The organism is Chitinophaga rupis (assembly GCF_900109685.1).
GTDB classification, from domain to species: domain Bacteria; phylum Bacteroidota; class Bacteroidia; order Chitinophagales; family Chitinophagaceae; genus Chitinophaga; species Chitinophaga rupis.
In genome coordinates this window covers 248,605-265,502 of sequence record NZ_FOBB01000002.1, presented here as the reverse complement: position 1 = coordinate 265,502, position 16,898 = coordinate 248,605, and the positions used below count along the sequence as shown (strand labels likewise).

The following is a 16,898-nucleotide window of genomic DNA, read 5'->3' as shown; positions in this document are numbered from 1 at the left end:
TATGTTTTTCTATAATAAATATTCTAACAACAATCTGGCAACAGATACGCCAATTAAGCCTCCATTTCTAAGTTCTAATCTCTACCGTACAAGTTTCATAAATCCCTTTATTTCCCCTAATATTAGTTATTTCTCAAAACTGTTTAAGTTTTTTCAAACGCGGTCAGCATAAGCTATTCAGAGAGCTAACAAATAGGATGGGAAGAGAGAAGGGCCTTTGTTAAAATTGCTAACTTCACAAAATGACTGAATTCATCTCTATTATACAGAATGTATCCCGATTCATCACCTTAACAAGAGAGGAAGAGCTGCTTTTTACCTCTTTGTTACGTATGCAAAAAGTCAGGAAAAAACAGTTTATTGTTCAACCTGAGTATGTTTGCCAGTACAGAACCTATATTGCTACAGGCGCGTTGCGGAGTTATTTTATGGGTAATGATGGACAGGAATATACAATTGCACTGGCTGTAGACGATTGGTGGATTTCGGATTTCACCAGTTATATTTACCAGGAACCTGCCACACTTTTCGTAGAAGCGATGGAAAATTCAACGCTTATACAGATCAGTTACCAGAACGAGCAAATGCTTTATGAGAAGCTACCTAAATTTGAACGATTCTTCCGTTTACATTCACAACGAGGTGCTGCAGCTATTCAAAAAAGAATGCTGGGGAGCATTAGCAAGACGGCTGAAGAAAGGTATGAAGAAATGCAAAAGAAATATCCGCAGTTTTTGCAGCGTTTCCCACAGTATGTGATCGCCTCTTACCTGGGAATGACCACTCAGTTCCTCTCCCGGATAAGAAACCAGAAATTAAAATGATGACAATAAAGCCCGGATCCCTCCGGGCTTTCTATTTACACCCCCTGCAAACAAGTTAAACTAGTTTAATCTAATTTCTTCCGGTAGTTGATTTTTAAAGGCTCCTGTTTGGAAGAGCTTTGTGTTATCAATTAATCAAAAAGAAAGTTAAAATGAAGAAGTTAGAGAACAAAGTAGCAGTGATAACCGGAGCTACCGGCGGATTGGCGCTTGCAACAGCACAATTATTTGTTGCAGAAGGCGCATATGTTTTTATTACAGGCCGTAGGAAAAAAGAACTAGACGAAGCTGTTAAAACAATCGGACAAAATGTTACCGGCGTTCAGGCCGATTCTGGAAAACTGGAAGACCTCGACAGGTTGATTGACACTGTTAAGAAAGAGAAAGGAAGGATAGATGTATTGTATGTTAGTGCAGGGATAGGCGATTTTGGTGTTCCTATTGGTACTGTTACGGAAGAAATATATCAAAAAACTTTCGATGTAAACGTTAAGGGAACCATATTCACAGTTCAAAAAGCCCTTCCCTTGCTGACAGATGGCGGTTCGATCATTATGACAGGTTCAATAGCAGGCATAAAAGCCTTTCCCGGAATGGGCGTTTACAGTGCCAGTAAAGCAGCTATCCGATCACTGGCAAGAACATGGACTGTAGACCTGCAAGCTCGTAAGATCAGGGTAAATGTCGTCGCCCCGGGACACACAGATACCAATGTATTCGCCGGTTTTTCCCAGGAAGTATTGAACGGACTTGCGAAATCAGTTCCACTGGCAAGAATGGGTCAGCCCGAAGATATTGCCAAAGCAGCTCTATTCCTGGCATCAGATGATTCCAGCTATATCGCTGGTACAGAGCTGTATGTTGACGGCGGCGTAGCACAGATATAACATACGCCACGGAACAGTTCATATTATTTCTATTGGCAAATTATTCAAACAAAGACAATGAAAAAATTAGCAGATAAAGTTGCCGTTATTACCGGTGGTAGCAGCGGTATCGGCTTGGCTACAGCCAAAAAATTCGTAGACGAGGGTGCTTATGTATTTATCACGGGCCGGCGTCAGGCAGAACTTGAGAAAGCAGCTAAAGAGATTGGTAGCAATGTAACAGTAATACAAGGCGACATCGCTAATCTGGATGACCTTGACCGTTTGTATACCGTGATAAAAAAAGAGAAAGGTCATCTTGATATCGTGGTCGCCAACGCTGCATTTGTCGAAGTAGCTCCTACCGCAGCAGTAACACCGGAACACTTTGACAAGACATTTAACACGAACGCAAGAGGGTCTTTCTTCACAGTGCAAAAGGCGCTCCCTATTCTTAAGGACGGAGGTTCTATTGTAGTGGTTTCATCAGGAGCGCATCAAAAAGGTATCACCATTTACCCCACTTACTCCGCCACCAAAGCCGCTGAAAGATCCTATGTGAGAACATGGGCGGCAGACCTTATGCCACGCAAAATTCGGGTTAACACTGTAAGCCCTGGGCCTATCGAGACACCCATTATCGACCTGCAATTCGGGACAAAGGAAAATTCCGACGCCATGAGAAAGATGTTTTCAGAAATGACGCCTATGGGCAGAATGGGTGAGGCAGACGAAGTAGCGAATGCGATCTTGTTCCTGGCCTCTTCAGACAGCAGTTTTATAACCGGAGCCGATATTCCTGTTGATGGCGGATTAACTCAGTTATAATGTAAAAACAAAAGTGGGTGAAGTGGTGATTACCGCACTTCATCCGCTTTTACAAAAACAATGTTATGACACATCATAGGGAAACCTTGGTAAAATGGTACTTGATGCATGGGATGCAAAAGTCAGGGAAATAGATACTCTCATTGCTGGACTGAACGATGAGGAATTGATGATGGAAGTTGCGCCAGGAAAAACAGAGGTATTTACCAGTTAGGTCATCTAACAGCTATGCACGATGCGTTGTTTAGTATACTTCGCATGTGTAAAGAGATATTCCCCGAATATGCTGATATATTCTTGTGGAATTCTGATAGGACGGTATCCGGTTTACCTTCTCCCGAAGAGGTTAAACAGCGATGGCTTAATATTGTCGTTGGTGCAGGGTCCATTAATCTACTTATCAGTCAGGGTTGGTATCAGACCAAAAATCTTCTGGCATTAACAGGGAATCCACAAATAATTTATGAAAGAGGTGACAGACAAAAACATCATCCAGAAATCCAAGGGTCTATCAACACTGAATACAATGAAGCTAGAAGAAACCCATACGAGAATGCCAGTTCAGTAATTGATGTTACTGACAAATCTCCTGAGAAGGTAGCCGATGAAATAACCAGGATAATAAAAGCTTACAGATAAGCCTCTATAAGAGGAAGTCGCTATTCCAGCGCCTTTTTCTCGTTTAAACTCCTTTACGTTTCATAATCGCGCACCAACGAACCCGTAAAGAAGCAGACGGCCTCTCTGGTAAAAGAGAAAGCGCAAAGTGTAAGCACGCTGATTGCTTGCTGAAAAGATGTTCTATATTTTTTTCCGGCGAAGAGCCAACCTGCTAAGTATTATGCCAACTAAACTTAACATTATAGCCAGAATTGCGCCGGCTTTCCCGCTTCCAGACCCGAACACAGCGCCTGCTGTTGTGACGAAATGCACTATACTAAATACCATTGCAAGCAAGCCCAGTATCAGGGCGGTTTTTGTTCCTGCTATTGAAGAACGTTTTTTAGCACGGATGGCAAAGAATATGCTCAATATACCTAAAAGCAATTCTACCAACCCGATAGCCCGTGCAGGAGTAATGCCTTTTACATAACCGCCTTCGTTAAAAAGGGCAGACTTTTTTGTTTCAGTAGTTGATACTTTATTTACAGGTTCAGCTGTTTGTGAAAATGTTTTTACGGTTGCAAATAGACAACAGGATATGATTAAACTTACAGATAAAACAAATGAAATGATTTTTCCCATATCAAAAAGGATTTATATAAAATTATTCTTCCTGCCAAAGATAAAATTGTAAAAAAACGACATGATGCTACCGGAACTCCACCGTACCTCTACCCGCCGCTGCAAGCATCTCCTTCTTAAAGTATTCTTTGGGGCTAATACCTGAAAATTTTTGAAAATCGTGAATGAAGTGTGATTGGTCATAGTAGCCACACTCCATACCTATTTCAGTTAAAGATTGATGTTGAAAATCTTTGTTGAGAACAGAATTAAACCTCGTAATCCGCAAAAATGATTTCGGGCTGAAGCCCGACAATTCTTTGAACCGCCTTTCAAATTGTCGTAATGACAGGAAATTGGTATCGGCTAAAGCCTGTACAGAACTCGTATGATAAGAGTCTACAACCGCTGCGATAGCGGAAGAAATAGCGGTGTGTTCGGTTTTCACATTTTTCAGTCGTGCTTTCAGAAAGTCAGACACAAGTTTCGCTCTCTGAAGATTATTTGAGGCCAACATCATTTTATCTTCAAGCATCTCACCATCTTTTCCCAATACAGCGCTCATGGTTGCATAATGATTGGAAAGTTCGTTTGCCGGCAAGTGAAATAATTGAAGGAATGCCTGAGGGTATAAGTAAACACCAAATATCCCAAAGTAATCATTATTCAAGGTCACCCGGCTAAAGGTTTTTGTCTGTCCGAAGATGCCGGAAGTAAGTATAGTTTCTTTCCTATGCTCAATGCCATACTTGAAATGTCCTTTGTAACAAAAGATAAATTCGGGACAAGGATAGGCAAAAGCATGATGAACGTATGGCAGATTGCCCTCTACAAACCAGTAGAACCGGACATATCCGGTAAGATGTGGAGGTGGTGGTATGATACCATAGTTCATTTGTATATTTTACGTCAACGTATCATAAAATTACGTAAATAATTAATGAATGTTTTGGGTTTTATACCCGGCCCTGCGCGCAAATGGTCAGCTGACCGTTTCTCTGGTAGCAGAGGAAGAGGGAGTATTGATAGGACATATTGCTATATCGCCTGTAACCATTTCTTCAGGAAGTGAAGGCTGGTTTGGACTGGGCCCTGTATCGGTGATACCTTCCAAACAGGGATCCGGCGTGGGTTGCGGCGGTACATCATCGACAATGATCAAGGGGCCGCGGTGCAACAGCCGCCTAAAGTACGTAAGCCACAGTGGCTATTGTCCATAAGCGCGACCCCTCCATGAACCGCACACCGCTTGCATTAACTGGACCCCTCAGTATTTTGAAATTGGCCTACCAAACCAGCCAGCGTAAGCGCTAATTTTACACCAGATTAATAAGATTATTTAACTACTTAAGTATTAAAATCATGTCGAAAACAATATTGTACTGCAATAACACTTCCTCAAGTGGGTGTTTGCTGATGAACAAAAAAGGAGGTATGGTATGAAAGCAATAGTTGTAACAGACCAGGCTGCAGGAAAGGCAGGAATGCAGCTTGTGGAACGGCCCGAGCCGCAAGCAGCGATCAATGACGTTGTTGTAGAGGTTCATGCATCAACAATAACAGGAGATGAGCTATCGTGGCCCGCGACCTGGACAGATCGCGCCGGCAAAGATAGAACGCCATCGATTCCTGGTCATGAGGTGGCTGGCATTGTCACCGCCATTGGCTATGGAACGACGGGCCTATCCATAGGACAGCGCGTGTTCGGTCTTACGGACTGGTATCGCGACGGCGCGCTGGCGGAGTATGTAGCCGTTGAGGCACGTAACCTTGCGCCATTGCCAGCCGATGTAAGCTTCATGGATGGCGCAGCCCTCGTAATGTCTGGTCTGACTGCGTGGCAAGGGCTGTTCGACCATGGCCGCCTCCGCGCGGGGCAGACCGTTCTCATACACGGCGCAGCCGGCGTGGTGGGTTCAATGGCGAGCCAACTTGCACGTGCTGCCGGTGCCTATGTCATTGGCACAGGCCGCGCAGACGGCCGCAAGACGGCGCTTGATTTCGGTGCGCACGAGTACATTGATCTTGAAAACGAAAAGTTGCAGGACGTTGCCGGAGTTGATTTGGTGTTCGATATCTTCGGTGGGGATGTTACCAACCAATCCGCAGGACTGATCAGGTCCGGAGGAACGCTGGTGAGCATCGCAGGTCCGACCGAAGCCCGGCCTGTAAACGGATCGGTAATCGACTTTGTTGTCGTTGCAGATCCGAACCAGTTGAATGAGATCGTGCAGCGGCTGCGCGAGGGACGTCTGCGGACCTACATCGGAAAAATATCCTCGCTCGACGACGCCGTTGCGACCTTCAATTCAACCGACCGGGTTAGCGGAAAGACGATCATCCGCGTTCGCCCTTAAAAGTCAAAACATCGAAGGGTACGCTACCCGCCAATCATCGTTATGATTTTTTTTGAACGAGTTAAGAAACGATGGAGTATGTACACTCAGTTTGGGTTAGTCATACTCCATTTTTTTGTATTGGCGGTGCAAATGATGTTTTCTCCCACCGTCCATTCACTGGCGTGATGCTGTACCTCCAGCTGATAGTACTTTTCTCTCATCTCAGAGAACGGCGGATGATTTCATCAAAATTATTTTTACTCATTACTTTCGGTTTTAGTGGGTCAGATCTGCTTTCACAAAGAATATTTTCCCGTTATTGAACGTAAAATCAAACGTCCCTCCTATTTCCCTTCCGGAAATTCTCCCGTAAAGACGGCTTCCAGACAGGCATACAATACAACTGTTACGAAGTAAACAACATCGTATACCGTATCAAATGACTCCTGTCACTCTTTATATTGACCCCAGTCATTTGCCCCTCTCCCATTGCAGAATAACTTAGTATTATAAAATATAAGTTTTATGCTATCGAACGAATTAAGCATTATACAGAAACAAGCCACACAATTACCTTGTGTAACTATTATAGTACCCCTGCAGGAAACAGGACCCCTGGATAAAAAGGCGGCGTTGCTACTGATAGAAAAATCCATTCAGAAAGCAGGCGATTTCCTGCACAATATGCATCCGCAGCAAGCAGTGTCCTTACTGGCTTCCTTACAGGCACTTGCAGACAGCTTTGCCCAGAATTATGACCTAACCGCGGAAGGGATAGGGCTTTATGTATCTCCCGGTTACAGCAAGCTGGTTAAGTTCCTTTTTCCCGTGCATGAAAAGATCCAGATCGGAGAAACCTTTGCTATCCGGGAGCTGTTGTACCTGGAGCGTTATGCCATTGGCTACTATGTACTCCAGGTGAATGAAAAAACTGCCCAGTGCTACAAAGGGCGCTTAAACAGGTTGCAGGAAATCAAGGACGGCATATTTCCGCGGCATTTCCATGACGATTATGAATACAGCAGGCCGGCAAAAGCCAGCTCCTATGCCGGGCAGGCCGGCGTAAAAGGTTTTGAACGGGATAAATCCGTAATAAAGGCCAACCGCCTGAAGAGTTTTTACCGGGAAACGGACCAGCTGCTTACAACTTACCTGGGAGAGCTGCCGCTGATCATAGCCGGACCAAAAAAAGATATTTCCCTGCTGCAGGAAGTAAGCCGCCACCAGAAAAATATTATAGGCACTATTAATGGCAACTACACTAATGTAACGCAAAAAATGCTGGAGGAACATGTTTGGCCGATGGTAAAGGCCTGGATAGACGAAAAGCAATATACTACAATGCAGCAGCTGATAGAGGAAAAATGGCGGCAACATACGGCAGATGGGATCACGGATGTTTGGGAAGCCCTGAAAGAGGGCCGGGGTTACCGGCTGATAGTTGAAAAAGACTATACCTACCCCGCGTTCGTTGATGACAAAACCGGGAAGCTGCATCTTAAAGCACCCAAAACCGCCCATCACCTGGTAATAGATGCTGTTGACGAGGTTTTAAGATTGACGATAGAAAAAGGCGGGGAAGTGCTGTTCGTTAAAAACGGCGCACTGGAGAATCATAGCCGTATTTCCCTCATTAAAAGGTACTGAGCATTATAGCTTTGTTGCCATAATTCATTTGCCATGAATAAAATTCTCATTGTTTTCGATGGGACAAATGTATCCCAGGGGGCGTTTGAATTCGCCCGCAGGCTCAATGAGCTGGAACCTATCCTGCTTGTAGGCGCCTTTTTACCGCAAACAGATCTTTCTGAATCCTGGAGCTACAACGCCGGCGAAAGGCCTTTGCATATACCTGCGGTAGAACCTTCCGTATCAGAAACGGTAGCGGAAAACATGCTGCAATTTGAGGCCTTCTGTAAAAGCAATGATATAGATTTCAGGATCCATGAGCATTTCCATCAGCTGGCGATGCAGGAGCTCCTGAAAGAAACCCGTTTCGCTCACCTGTTGATCGTGGGCAGTGAAAAGTTCTTTGGAGGGGACACTGCCTGTCTTACAGATCTGTTGCACGACGCGGAATGCCCGGTATTGGTTGTGCCGGAGGAATTTAACCCGCCGGAGCAGCTTGTGCTGGCCTACGATGGCAGCCGTGCATCGGTTTTTGCCATCCGGCAATTCTGCTTTTTATTTCCCGGACTATGCGGGCTGCCTGCAACACTTGTATATGCAGGGCCGGCGAATGATAAAGATGGATCCCTGCCGGAAGAACCCTACGTGGAGGAGCTGGTGGCAGGCCTTTTCAGTAACCTGAACATCCGCCATCTTGAACTGGCTCCCGGGACCGGGTTTGCTGCATGGTTAAGCGGCCTTCCCGCTCCGCTCTTGATCAGCGGCTCTTTCGGCCGTTCTCTTTTATCACAGGTTTTCAGAGAGAGCTTTGCCTAGAAAGTAGTGGATTATCAGATCATACCTGTATTCATCGCTCATAAATGATATTTTATGCAATACCAATTATCTCATCCGCAACCACAGCCGCATCCACTGCTTCTGGCTGTTTTTCTGCAATTCATGGAATGGGCCGTCACCATATTGCTGACCATAGCTGCATTCCCGCTGTTAAAACAGGCCGGTATGTTCCTTTTGATGAAGCTGTATGAAGTGTTTATCCAGTATCTTTTTTAGCGGGATAATTTCCCGGCCGGAAACGGATCATTATTCTTCATTAGAAAATAGGGCGCAAAAAATATTTCACATCTGAAAATAACAATTATGGAAAACAATCAACTTTGCCAAAGCTGCAGCATGCCGATCAATGACCCGGCAATGGCCGGCACAGAAAAAGACGGCTCTCCCAGCCGGGAGTATTGCAAGTACTGTTACCAGAACGGTACATTCACCAGCCCCGATATGACATTGGATGATATGCGTTCGGTAGTAAAAAGGGAGATGGAAAAACGAAATATAGGCGAGGATATCATTACGTTGGCTACAAACAGCCTGCCCCATTTAAAACGCTGGCAGAAAAAAATGGCGTGATTGCCACAACTCCGGGGATTTTGCACAAGAGGTTGTATCTTATATGGAGACAACCTCTTGTGTATTTATTGATCCCCGTATTCATTGTTTTATTAACGCTTCACACTTCCGCCGTACCGGCCGATTAGGAAGCTTTCCGGGCAAACACCCGTTTTAGCTGTGCCTGCAGCACAGGCCCCGTCCAGTTCCCATCCGGCATTATGCGCCGGATAGTATACAACGGTTTCCCCGGGCTGGCGCTGCCGCTTAGCTGGAATGCCGCCTTATAACCGGCAGCCGCCAGCTCCCGGATAATAACATCATTCCACTCACCGAACGGATAGGCGAAGTATTCCACCGGTTTGCCTGTGATCTGTTCCAGTGTTTGTTTAGGTTGCCGGAGCTGCTTTATCCAATCCATTTTACCGCCTGGGTTCAGATAGGGATGGTCCCAGGTATGCGCGCCTATTACATGGCCGGCCGTATTAAGCTGTTTTATCTCCGTTGCGCTCATGTATCCGGGCTTTCCAATAGCCACCGTCATTATAAAGAACACCGCCTTAAAACCATATTGCTGCAGCAATGGTGCAGCAATATGGAAGTGGGCAGCACGCGTATCATCAAAGGTGATCATAATAGGCTTGGGAGGCAGCGCAATACCCCGGGTAAGGTAAGCGGTCAGCTGATCCGGCAATATGGTATGGTAGCCACTGTCTGCCAAAGCCTTTAGCTGCTCATTCAACCGGTTGCGGCTAATGAAGTATATATTATTCCTGTGTGCCTCATCTGTAAAAATGTTGTGATAACACAGCACCGGCACATCCGTTCGTACCGGCAATTGCGCGGCTGCGGCAGCCGGTAGCCACAGGCAGCATGCCAGCATAAACAGCAGATCTATTCTTTTGCTTATATACATAACATAAAGCTATCGCTTCCGCTTATGCCGGTATATGATGAAAGGCAGTATGGCATATGATCGCCGTCATTCTGCAACACCTTGATGAACAGTTACCTTTAGCATATATACTCAGGCAGAAATGACAAACGAACAACCTTTAACTTATGTAACAAAAGCCGGTGGCTACACAGCGCCCTTCTCTGCTGAGAAAGTGCGGGCATCGCTGGAACGTTCCGGCGCCAGCCCCAAGGCAATAGATGCAGTAATAAAGGAGCTGACCCTGCGGGCGTATCCGGGTATGCCCACACATATGGTGCACAAAATAGCATTTAACCTGCTCCGCAGATATTCACGCCCGGCAGCGGGACGCTATCATCTTAAGCAGGCCATATTTGAGCTGGGCCCTACCGGATTTCCCTTTGAGCAGTTTATAGCAGCGCTGTTCCAGCAGGCAGGCTTTGCCGCTGTTACCAACCAGCTAATGAACGGGCACTGTGTAAAACACGAAATAGATATCCTGGCAGTAAAACAATCCAGCTACCATATTATAGAATGCAAATATCACCAGGTAGCCGGCACGCATTGCGATGTAAAAACACCGCTGTATGTACAGGCCCGTTTTAAGGATATTGAATCCGGGTGGGCGGCATCCCGCGGAAAAGAACCCGCTGCGTGCCAGCCCTGGCTGGTGACCAACACACGTTTTACGCCGGATGCCCTTCAATACGGGCAATGCGCCGGTTTACACCTGATGTCATGGGACTTTCCCAATGGGAAAAGCCTGAAAGATGTGATCGACAAAACAGGCCTGTATCCTGTTACCTGCCTTACAACGCTTAACCGTAATGAAAAACAACGGCTGCTGGTAAAGGGAGTAGTGCTTTGTGAAACGCTTGCCGCACATCCCTCCTACTGCGATGCCGCCGGTATATCGCCCCACAAGAAAACCGCTGCCATAGCTGAAGCGCAGCACCTATGCAACAAGATGGTGAAAACGGAATGGGTAATGTGATAAAAGTTACCGTCATCTTCCCTGCCTTGCGCCACCTTTGTATAAAATTCAGCAGAATGATCTTGTTAGGTTACATAGCAGCCATACTTATTGGGCTTTCATTGGGACTTATTGGTGGTGGTGGCTCCATATTAACAGTGCCGGTGCTGGTGTACCTGTTTCATATAGCGCCCCTGCCGGCTACCTCCTACTCACTGTTTATTGTAGGCCTTACCAGCCTGGTGGGCGCTTATGGCAATTTAAAGGAGCACCAGGTAAGTGTATCCACCGCATTGTGGTTCGGCGCCGCTTCCGTTGTAACAGTATTGGTTACACGCCATTTTTTAATACCGGCCATACCGGACACGCTATTCTTTGCAGGCAGCTTTGCAATAACAAAATCATTCGCCATTATGGTGCTGTTTGCAATACTGATGCTCTTTGCTTCCATATCCATGATAAGGCCGGATAAACCTTCGGCGCCGCAGGCCCTCAACAGTCCCGGAAAAAAGCATTATATGCAGCTGGTCATATACGGGATGCTCATAGGGCTGGTGACCGGCGTACTAGGCGCGGGTGGCGGTTTTCTGCTGATACCGGCCCTGGTTCTACTGGTAAAGCTTCCTATAAAAAAGGCTATCGGAACCTCTCTTTTAATTATCGCTATTAACTCGCTCATAGGTTTCCTGGGCGATGCAGGACACTACCCCATTCGCTGGCCGCTGCTGCTCAGCATAAGCATACTGGCAATTGCAGCCGTGCTGGCAGGCAATGTGCTGAAACGTAAAATTGATGGCAACCGTCTTAAAAAGGGCTTTGGCTGGTTTGTGCTGGTAATGGGCATTTATATTATTACCAGGGAGCTGTTTATATAACGCAAACAATCATTTTTCATAAATAAAATCCTCTATTATGCGTATTGAACAAATTTATACCGGCTGCCTTGCGCAGGGCGCATATTACATTGAAAGCAACGGAGAGGCTGTGATCATTGACCCGCTGCGGGAAACAGCGCCATATATTAAACGGGCTGAAAAAGATCATGCGCGCATCAAATATATTTTTGAAACGCACTTCCATGCTGATTTTGTAAGCGGCCACCTGGACCTGGCCCGTAAAACCGGCGCCACCATTGTTTATGGGCCAACGGCCAAACCGGCTTTTGCCGCCCATGTTGCGGCAGATAATGAAGTGCTGAAAGTGGGCAATATTACCTTTACCGTATTACATACCCCGGGCCATACCATGGAAAGCAGCTGTTACCTGCTGAAGGATGAGCAGGGAAAAGCTACCGGCCTGTTTACCGGTGATACCCTGTTCATAGGCGATGTAGGCCGCCCGGATCTGGCGCAGAAAGTGGTAAAGGAGCTTACCCAGGACAAGCTGGCCGGCTACCTGTACGATTCCCTGCATAATAAGATACTGCCGCTGGCGGATGACATTATTGTTTATCCCGCACACGGCGCAGGATCGGCCTGCGGTAAGAACATGAGTAAAGAAACTACCGATACCCTTGGCCACCAGAAAGCAGTGAACTATGCGCTGCAGCCTATGGATAAGCCTACCTTTATAAAACAGGTAACAACCGGGTTAATGCCGCCGCCCGCCTATTTCCCGCTGAATGTGATGATGAACATTCAGGGTTATGATACTATTGACCAGGTACTTGCCCGCGGCCTGCAGGCGCTGGAGCCGGCTGCTTTTGAAGCAGCCGCCAATGAAACCGGCGCTATCATGCTGGATACCCGTGATGCACAAAGCTTTGCCAAAGCATTTGTTCCCAATTCAATTAACATTGGCATTAATGGCAACTTTGCACCCTGGGTGGGAACGCTGATACCGGATATTACCCATCCCCTGCTCATCATTGCCGATCCCGGGCGGGAGGAGGAAGTGATCACCCGCCTGGCACGGGTAGGCTATGATCATACCATCGGTTACCTGAAAGGCGGTATTAATGCATGGCTGGCCGCCGGCAGGGAAACAGATCAGATTGAAAGCATTAGCGCAGCAATGCTGGCGGAAAAAATGAGGAACGATGCAAGCTGTAAGATATTGGATGTGCGCAAACATTCAGAGTATACTTCCGAGCATGTGCTGCAGGCGGAAAATATGCCGCTTGATTATATTAACGAGCACCTGGGCAGCCTGGATAAGCAGCAAACCTATTACGTACATTGCGCCGGTGGCTACCGTTCCATGATCTTTAATTCTATACTGCGTTCAAGAGGTTATCATAACCTGGTAGATGTGGATGGCGGCTTTAAAGCAATAAAGGAGAGCGGGCTGTTCCCCGTTAGCGATTATGTATGCCCAACCACCCTGCTTTAACCGGCCGGGAATGGATGACTGAAAACAGAAAGGCTGTCTCAAACAATGAGACAGCCTTTCCGATTATAATAAGTGTACGGTTAATGCGGCAATCTTTCCCTGAACCGGCCATATACCCAGGTGCCTGCTATAGCGCTTAACAGCACTACCGCCACCACACCGGCGCCGGTGCCGATCTGCGCAAATAAAGGGCCCGGGCATGCGCCGGTTAACGCCCATCCCAAACCAAAGATCAATCCCCCGATCCACTGGCCATGACTGAACTTTTTGTTGGTGAAAGTAATGGGTTCCCCATAAATAGTACGGATACGGAACCTTTTTATGAGCCATACTGCAATCATGCCGGTGACCACTGCGGAGCCAATGATGCCATACATATGGAATGATTGTAAGCGGAACATTTCCTGTATGCGGAACCAGCTGATCACCTCCGCCTTCACGAAAACAATACCGAACAGGATACCTACCACCAGGTATTTAAAATTATGATACCATTTGTGCTGTAAACGCGATTCATTTATACAGATGGTATCCAGCGATCGTACTTCAAGATCATTATTGTTCATAGGAAAAGTTTTATAAAGTGAGTATAAGCGGCAGCAGCCAGTTAGCCATCATAAAGCCCCCGGCCATAAAACAAACGGTAGCTACCAGGGAAGGCCATTGCAGGTTGCTAAGCCCCATAATGGCATGCCCGCTGGTGCAGCCGCCTGCATAACGGGATCCGAAACCTACCAGGAAACCGCCGCCCGCCATCAGGATGATACCTTTGATCGTTAACAAGCTCGCCCAGCTATACAGTTGAACAGGCACCATATTGGAGTAGTCTGTAATGCCATAATGCGCCAGCTCTTTTGCCAGCCGGGGATCTACCTTTATTACAGCGGCATTGGCCAGGAAAACAGCTGCAATAATGCCTCCCAGCAAAATACCTGCAACAAAGAACAGGTTCCATATCTCCTTCTTATAATCGTATTTAAAGAAGGGAATGTTTGCAGGAAAACAGCTGGCGCACACATGGCGCAGGTTAGCGGAAATGCCGAAATGTTTGTTGCCCAGCAGCAGCAGGGCCGGCACAGTAAGCCCCACCAGCGGCCCTGCTACATACCAGGGCCAGGGTTGTTTGATCCATTCAATCATATGCATAGTAGTATTATAACACGCTAAATTCCGGAATTAACCGGCCGTTCTGTGTGATAAAAATCACACAGAACGGGTTTTACAGGCAGTAGCTTTGGAAATTCGTAATTTTCCGGTCAATACTATTTACTACATGCCAGTATCCAATACTACCATTGCTGAATATTTAACCAAACATTTCAATCATTTTGATAGCGAGCTGAAAGCGCTGCTGGAGGAAAAAACTTCCCTGCGCACGTTTGCCGCTGGCGAGGTAATGATGCAGACGGGCCAGTACTTCCGTGCTACCATGCTGATTGCAGAAGGCCGTGTAAAGCTATACCGGGAGGGGGAAGACGGTGGGGAATTTTTCATGTATTATCTTGAACCGGGTGATGCCTGTGCCCTGTCCATGATATGTGCCACCCGGCAGCAGAGAAGCGAAATAATGGCAAAAGCAGTGGAAGATACCACCGTGATAGCCATACCTATTGAGCTGATGGATGAGCTGATGCAGCAATATAAATCATGGTATTATTTTGTGCTGGAAACCTACCGGCAGCGTTTTGAAGAGCTGCTTGAAGTGATTGACAGCATTGCCTTCCGCAGTATGGATGAGCGCCTGGAATTTTACCTGAAAAAACAGGTACGGGAGCTGCGCAGCAAACAGCTGCGTACTACTCACCAGGAAATTGCCAATGACCTCAGCACCTCCCGTGAGGTTATTTCCCGGCTGCTGAAAAAAATGGAGTACCAGGGTAAGGTAGCGCTGTATAAAAGCTATATTGAATGGCTGAGTGAAGTATGATCTTACTGTGAGATCCATCCGCCGTCAACAGGGAGGGCAGTGCCTGTAATAAAGGATGCAGCATCGGAACAAAGCCATACGACTGCTTCCGCTACTTCTTCAGGCTCTCCTAAGCGCCCTATAGGCTCCATATCCCGGAACTGTTGCTCCACGTGTTTATCCTTCCCGGTGAAACGGTCTATCATAGGCGTTCTTATAACACCGGGGCATACTGCATTTACGCGAATACCGGATTTGGCGTATTCCAGCGCAGCGGTTTTTGTAAGCCCTATCACACCATGTTTGCTGGCTACATATGCAGGAAGCGCAGTAAAGCCAACCAATCCTGCAACGGATGCACAATTTACAATTACGCCGCTTCCCTGCCGTAACATGTGAGAAAGCTCATGTTTCATGCATAACCAAACACCGGTAAGATTTACGGCCAGCGTTCTTTCCCAGTTTTCCTGCGTGCACTCCTGGGTAGTGGCGGCAATACCTTCAATACCGGCATTATTGAAGGCAAAGTCCAGTCTGCCGTATGTACTGAAGGTTTTATCAATCATCGCAGTAACATCAGCCGCTTTGCTTACATCACATTTTACAAAAATAGCTTTACCACCTGCCGCTTCTATCTGCTGCAATGTTTCCCGGTTTGCATCTTCCACACAATCCGCAATCACCACTGCCGCACCGCGTTGTGCAAAGGCCACGGCGGCAGCACGCCCTATGCCGAAGCTGCCGCCCGTAACAATGGCTACCTTGTTATTGAATATAGCTTCCATACTTTTAAATTTTATAAGCTGGTAAAATATATCTCCTAATACTCGCTTTCCAGGAAATCGTCAAAGGCATCCTCATGTTTACTTTCCATGGCCAAACGTGCTACTTCATTCTGCTCTTTCAGTGTAACCAGATCGCTGCCGGCGGTTTGTATCCAGCCATTTGCCTCAATCCGGTATACCTGCGCATATAAGCCGAAGCGATTCTTTAACTGCTTTTCAATATAATAGGGCGTATGCCGGGAATTTATTTCCAGTGTGCCCTTGTTATGGCGGTTCCGGATATTGCCTACCAGGTTGTGCTGTGATAGCCTGTGCCCTTCCGGCGAGCCTTCAGACAGGTGATGAGGCTGATCAAAGAATTCCAGTTTCAGGAAAGGGAAATGCCCGGAAAAATCTTTCTTCAGCATAGCAATGGTTTTATCGTCACGTATTTCCAGTAACATATTGCAGCATTTTAATCGGTGAAGCTATAAGGTGTTATTAATGCTTTGGATGGCCGGCCACGGTATTATCCTGTTTCCGGGGTGTGGTTTGAATGCCCAGTATTGTATACAGGGGGCAGGTTCCAAATGCCGCGGTAATGAAAAGTATAATGCTCACAATAGTAAGCACCAGCACCAGGTTAGCATTAGTAATTTTATAATAGGCTAAATAGCCCAAAACAAGCGCAGCGGCTATACGGATGATACGGTCTGTGGTACCCATATTCTTTTTCATACATTCAGGAATTTAAAGTGAATAAGATGTAGTACTAAATTACACCCGCTATGCCCCCGGATGAATGACGGCCGCCAGTTGAAAGATTGATTGTGATCATGCGGCTGATCATGGTTAGCCTGGTTATTAATGCGGATCATTACCTGCTGCAATTGTTATACGTAACTTTAGAGG

Annotated in this window: 22 protein-coding genes; 14 read left to right on the top strand and 8 right to left on the bottom strand. The window is 46.6% G+C overall.

The window, feature by feature from the left end; all coding sequences use genetic code 11:
- The first annotated feature begins 242 nt into the window (after positions 1-242).
- The 4 genes from BMZ54_RS08360 (at position 243) to BMZ54_RS08345 (ending at position 3,157) form a co-directional block, all read left to right on the top strand.
- A complete protein-coding gene (locus tag BMZ54_RS08360; protein ID WP_089909096.1) occupies positions 243-824 on the top strand; it encodes a Crp/Fnr family transcriptional regulator in 582 nt (193 codons plus the stop codon).
- A 152-nt stretch (positions 825-976) separates the two neighbouring features.
- The gene (locus tag BMZ54_RS08355) at positions 977-1,711 is read left to right on the top strand and encodes an SDR family NAD(P)-dependent oxidoreductase (protein ID WP_089909094.1); all 735 of its coding nucleotides are present in this window, start codon (positions 977-979) and stop codon (positions 1,709-1,711) included.
- 57 nt (positions 1,712-1,768) lie between these two features.
- Positions 1,769-2,518 carry an SDR family NAD(P)-dependent oxidoreductase gene (locus BMZ54_RS08350; RefSeq protein WP_089909090.1) on the top strand — a complete coding sequence of 250 codons (750 nt, stop codon included), beginning with the start codon at positions 1,769-1,771 and terminating at the stop codon, positions 2,516-2,518.
- A 258-nt stretch (positions 2,519-2,776) separates the two neighbouring features.
- On the top strand, positions 2,777-3,157 hold the full coding sequence (locus tag BMZ54_RS08345; RefSeq protein WP_143080939.1) for a nucleoside/nucleotide kinase family protein: 381 nt from the start codon (positions 2,777-2,779) through the stop codon (positions 3,155-3,157).
- A gap of 162 nt (positions 3,158-3,319) precedes the next feature.
- Here BMZ54_RS08345 and BMZ54_RS08340 read toward each other — a convergent pair whose 3' ends face one another.
- The gene (locus BMZ54_RS08340) at positions 3,320-3,763 is read right to left on the bottom strand and encodes a DUF6223 family protein (RefSeq protein ID WP_089909083.1); all 444 of its coding nucleotides are present in this window, start codon (positions 3,761-3,763) and stop codon (positions 3,320-3,322) included.
- 67 nt (positions 3,764-3,830) lie between these two features.
- Entirely contained in the window at positions 3,831-4,637 is an 807-nt protein-coding gene (locus BMZ54_RS08335; protein WP_089909074.1) for a helix-turn-helix domain-containing protein, read from the bottom strand.
- A 49-nt stretch (positions 4,638-4,686) separates the two neighbouring features.
- Here BMZ54_RS08335 and BMZ54_RS33135 point away from each other — a divergent pair, with 49 nt between their 5' ends.
- The 6 genes from BMZ54_RS33135 (at position 4,687) to BMZ54_RS08305 (ending at position 9,117) form a co-directional block, all read left to right on the top strand.
- A complete protein-coding gene (locus BMZ54_RS33135; protein WP_202909183.1) occupies positions 4,687-4,962 on the top strand; it encodes a GNAT family N-acetyltransferase in 276 nt (91 codons plus the stop codon).
- Between the two features lie 219 nt (positions 4,963-5,181).
- The gene (locus BMZ54_RS08325; RefSeq protein WP_089909071.1) at positions 5,182-6,099 is read left to right on the top strand and encodes an NADP-dependent oxidoreductase; all 918 of its coding nucleotides are present in this window, start codon (positions 5,182-5,184) and stop codon (positions 6,097-6,099) included.
- A 507-nt stretch (positions 6,100-6,606) separates the two neighbouring features.
- Positions 6,607-7,728 (top strand): baeRF3 domain-containing protein, encoded by a 1,122-nt coding sequence (locus BMZ54_RS08320; protein WP_089909068.1) that lies wholly within the window; start codon positions 6,607-6,609, stop codon positions 7,726-7,728.
- 33 nt (positions 7,729-7,761) lie between these two features.
- Positions 7,762-8,526, top strand: coding sequence for a universal stress protein (locus BMZ54_RS08315; protein WP_089909065.1), 765 nt, complete (start codon positions 7,762-7,764; stop codon positions 8,524-8,526).
- A gap of 54 nt (positions 8,527-8,580) precedes the next feature.
- On the top strand, positions 8,581-8,763 hold the full coding sequence (locus BMZ54_RS08310; RefSeq protein WP_089909062.1) for a hypothetical protein: 183 nt from the start codon (positions 8,581-8,583) through the stop codon (positions 8,761-8,763).
- An 87-nt stretch (positions 8,764-8,850) separates the two neighbouring features.
- Positions 8,851-9,117, top strand: coding sequence for a zinc ribbon domain-containing protein (locus BMZ54_RS08305; RefSeq protein WP_089909059.1), 267 nt, complete (start codon positions 8,851-8,853; stop codon positions 9,115-9,117).
- 124 nt (positions 9,118-9,241) lie between these two features.
- Here the strand turns inward: BMZ54_RS08305 and BMZ54_RS08300 are convergent, their stop codons facing one another.
- On the bottom strand, positions 9,242-10,012 hold the full coding sequence (locus tag BMZ54_RS08300; protein ID WP_089909056.1) for a polysaccharide deacetylase family protein: 771 nt from the start codon (positions 10,010-10,012) through the stop codon (positions 9,242-9,244).
- A gap of 121 nt (positions 10,013-10,133) precedes the next feature.
- Here BMZ54_RS08300 and BMZ54_RS08295 point away from each other — a divergent pair, with 121 nt between their 5' ends.
- From BMZ54_RS08295 to BMZ54_RS08285, 3 genes are read left to right on the top strand one after another with little or no spacing between them, the layout of a single operon-like run.
- Positions 10,134-11,006, top strand: a complete 873-nt coding sequence (locus BMZ54_RS08295; RefSeq protein WP_089909053.1) for a restriction endonuclease — start codon at positions 10,134-10,136, stop codon at positions 11,004-11,006.
- A gap of 56 nt (positions 11,007-11,062) precedes the next feature.
- Positions 11,063-11,860 carry a sulfite exporter TauE/SafE family protein gene (locus BMZ54_RS08290; protein WP_089911809.1) on the top strand — a complete coding sequence of 266 codons (798 nt, stop codon included), beginning with the start codon at positions 11,063-11,065 and terminating at the stop codon, positions 11,858-11,860.
- Between the two features lie 37 nt (positions 11,861-11,897).
- Positions 11,898-13,316, top strand: coding sequence for an MBL fold metallo-hydrolase (locus tag BMZ54_RS08285; RefSeq protein ID WP_089909051.1), 1,419 nt, complete (start codon positions 11,898-11,900; stop codon positions 13,314-13,316).
- A gap of 80 nt (positions 13,317-13,396) precedes the next feature.
- On the opposite strand, the gene BMZ54_RS08280 is transcribed toward BMZ54_RS08285, so the two are convergent.
- Together BMZ54_RS08280 and BMZ54_RS08275 are read right to left on the bottom strand one after the other, a co-directional pair.
- Complete coding sequence (locus BMZ54_RS08280; protein WP_089909049.1) at positions 13,397-13,882, bottom strand: DUF6691 family protein; 486 nt, start codon at positions 13,880-13,882, stop codon at positions 13,397-13,399.
- 10 nt (positions 13,883-13,892) lie between these two features.
- Positions 13,893-14,456 (bottom strand): YeeE/YedE family protein, encoded by a 564-nt coding sequence (locus tag BMZ54_RS08275; RefSeq protein ID WP_089911806.1) that lies wholly within the window; start codon positions 14,454-14,456, stop codon positions 13,893-13,895.
- Positions 14,457-14,589: 133 nt separating this feature from the next.
- Between BMZ54_RS08275 and BMZ54_RS08270 the strand changes: the two genes are divergently transcribed.
- Positions 14,590-15,243, top strand: coding sequence for a Crp/Fnr family transcriptional regulator (locus BMZ54_RS08270; RefSeq protein ID WP_089909045.1), 654 nt, complete (start codon positions 14,590-14,592; stop codon positions 15,241-15,243).
- Between the two features lie 2 nt (positions 15,244-15,245).
- On the opposite strand, the gene BMZ54_RS08265 is transcribed toward BMZ54_RS08270, so the two are convergent.
- Genes BMZ54_RS08265 through BMZ54_RS08255 form a run of 3 tightly spaced genes read right to left on the bottom strand, consistent with a single transcriptional unit; the run spans position 15,246 to position 16,724 of the window.
- On the bottom strand, positions 15,246-16,007 hold the full coding sequence (locus tag BMZ54_RS08265) for an SDR family oxidoreductase (RefSeq protein WP_089909041.1): 762 nt from the start codon (positions 16,005-16,007) through the stop codon (positions 15,246-15,248).
- Between the two features lie 35 nt (positions 16,008-16,042).
- Positions 16,043-16,450, bottom strand: a complete 408-nt coding sequence (locus BMZ54_RS08260; protein ID WP_089909038.1) for a hypothetical protein — start codon at positions 16,448-16,450, stop codon at positions 16,043-16,045.
- A gap of 37 nt (positions 16,451-16,487) precedes the next feature.
- The gene (locus BMZ54_RS08255; RefSeq protein WP_089909035.1) at positions 16,488-16,724 is read right to left on the bottom strand and encodes a YgaP family membrane protein; all 237 of its coding nucleotides are present in this window, start codon (positions 16,722-16,724) and stop codon (positions 16,488-16,490) included.
- Between the last annotated feature and the right edge of the window lie 174 nt (positions 16,725-16,898).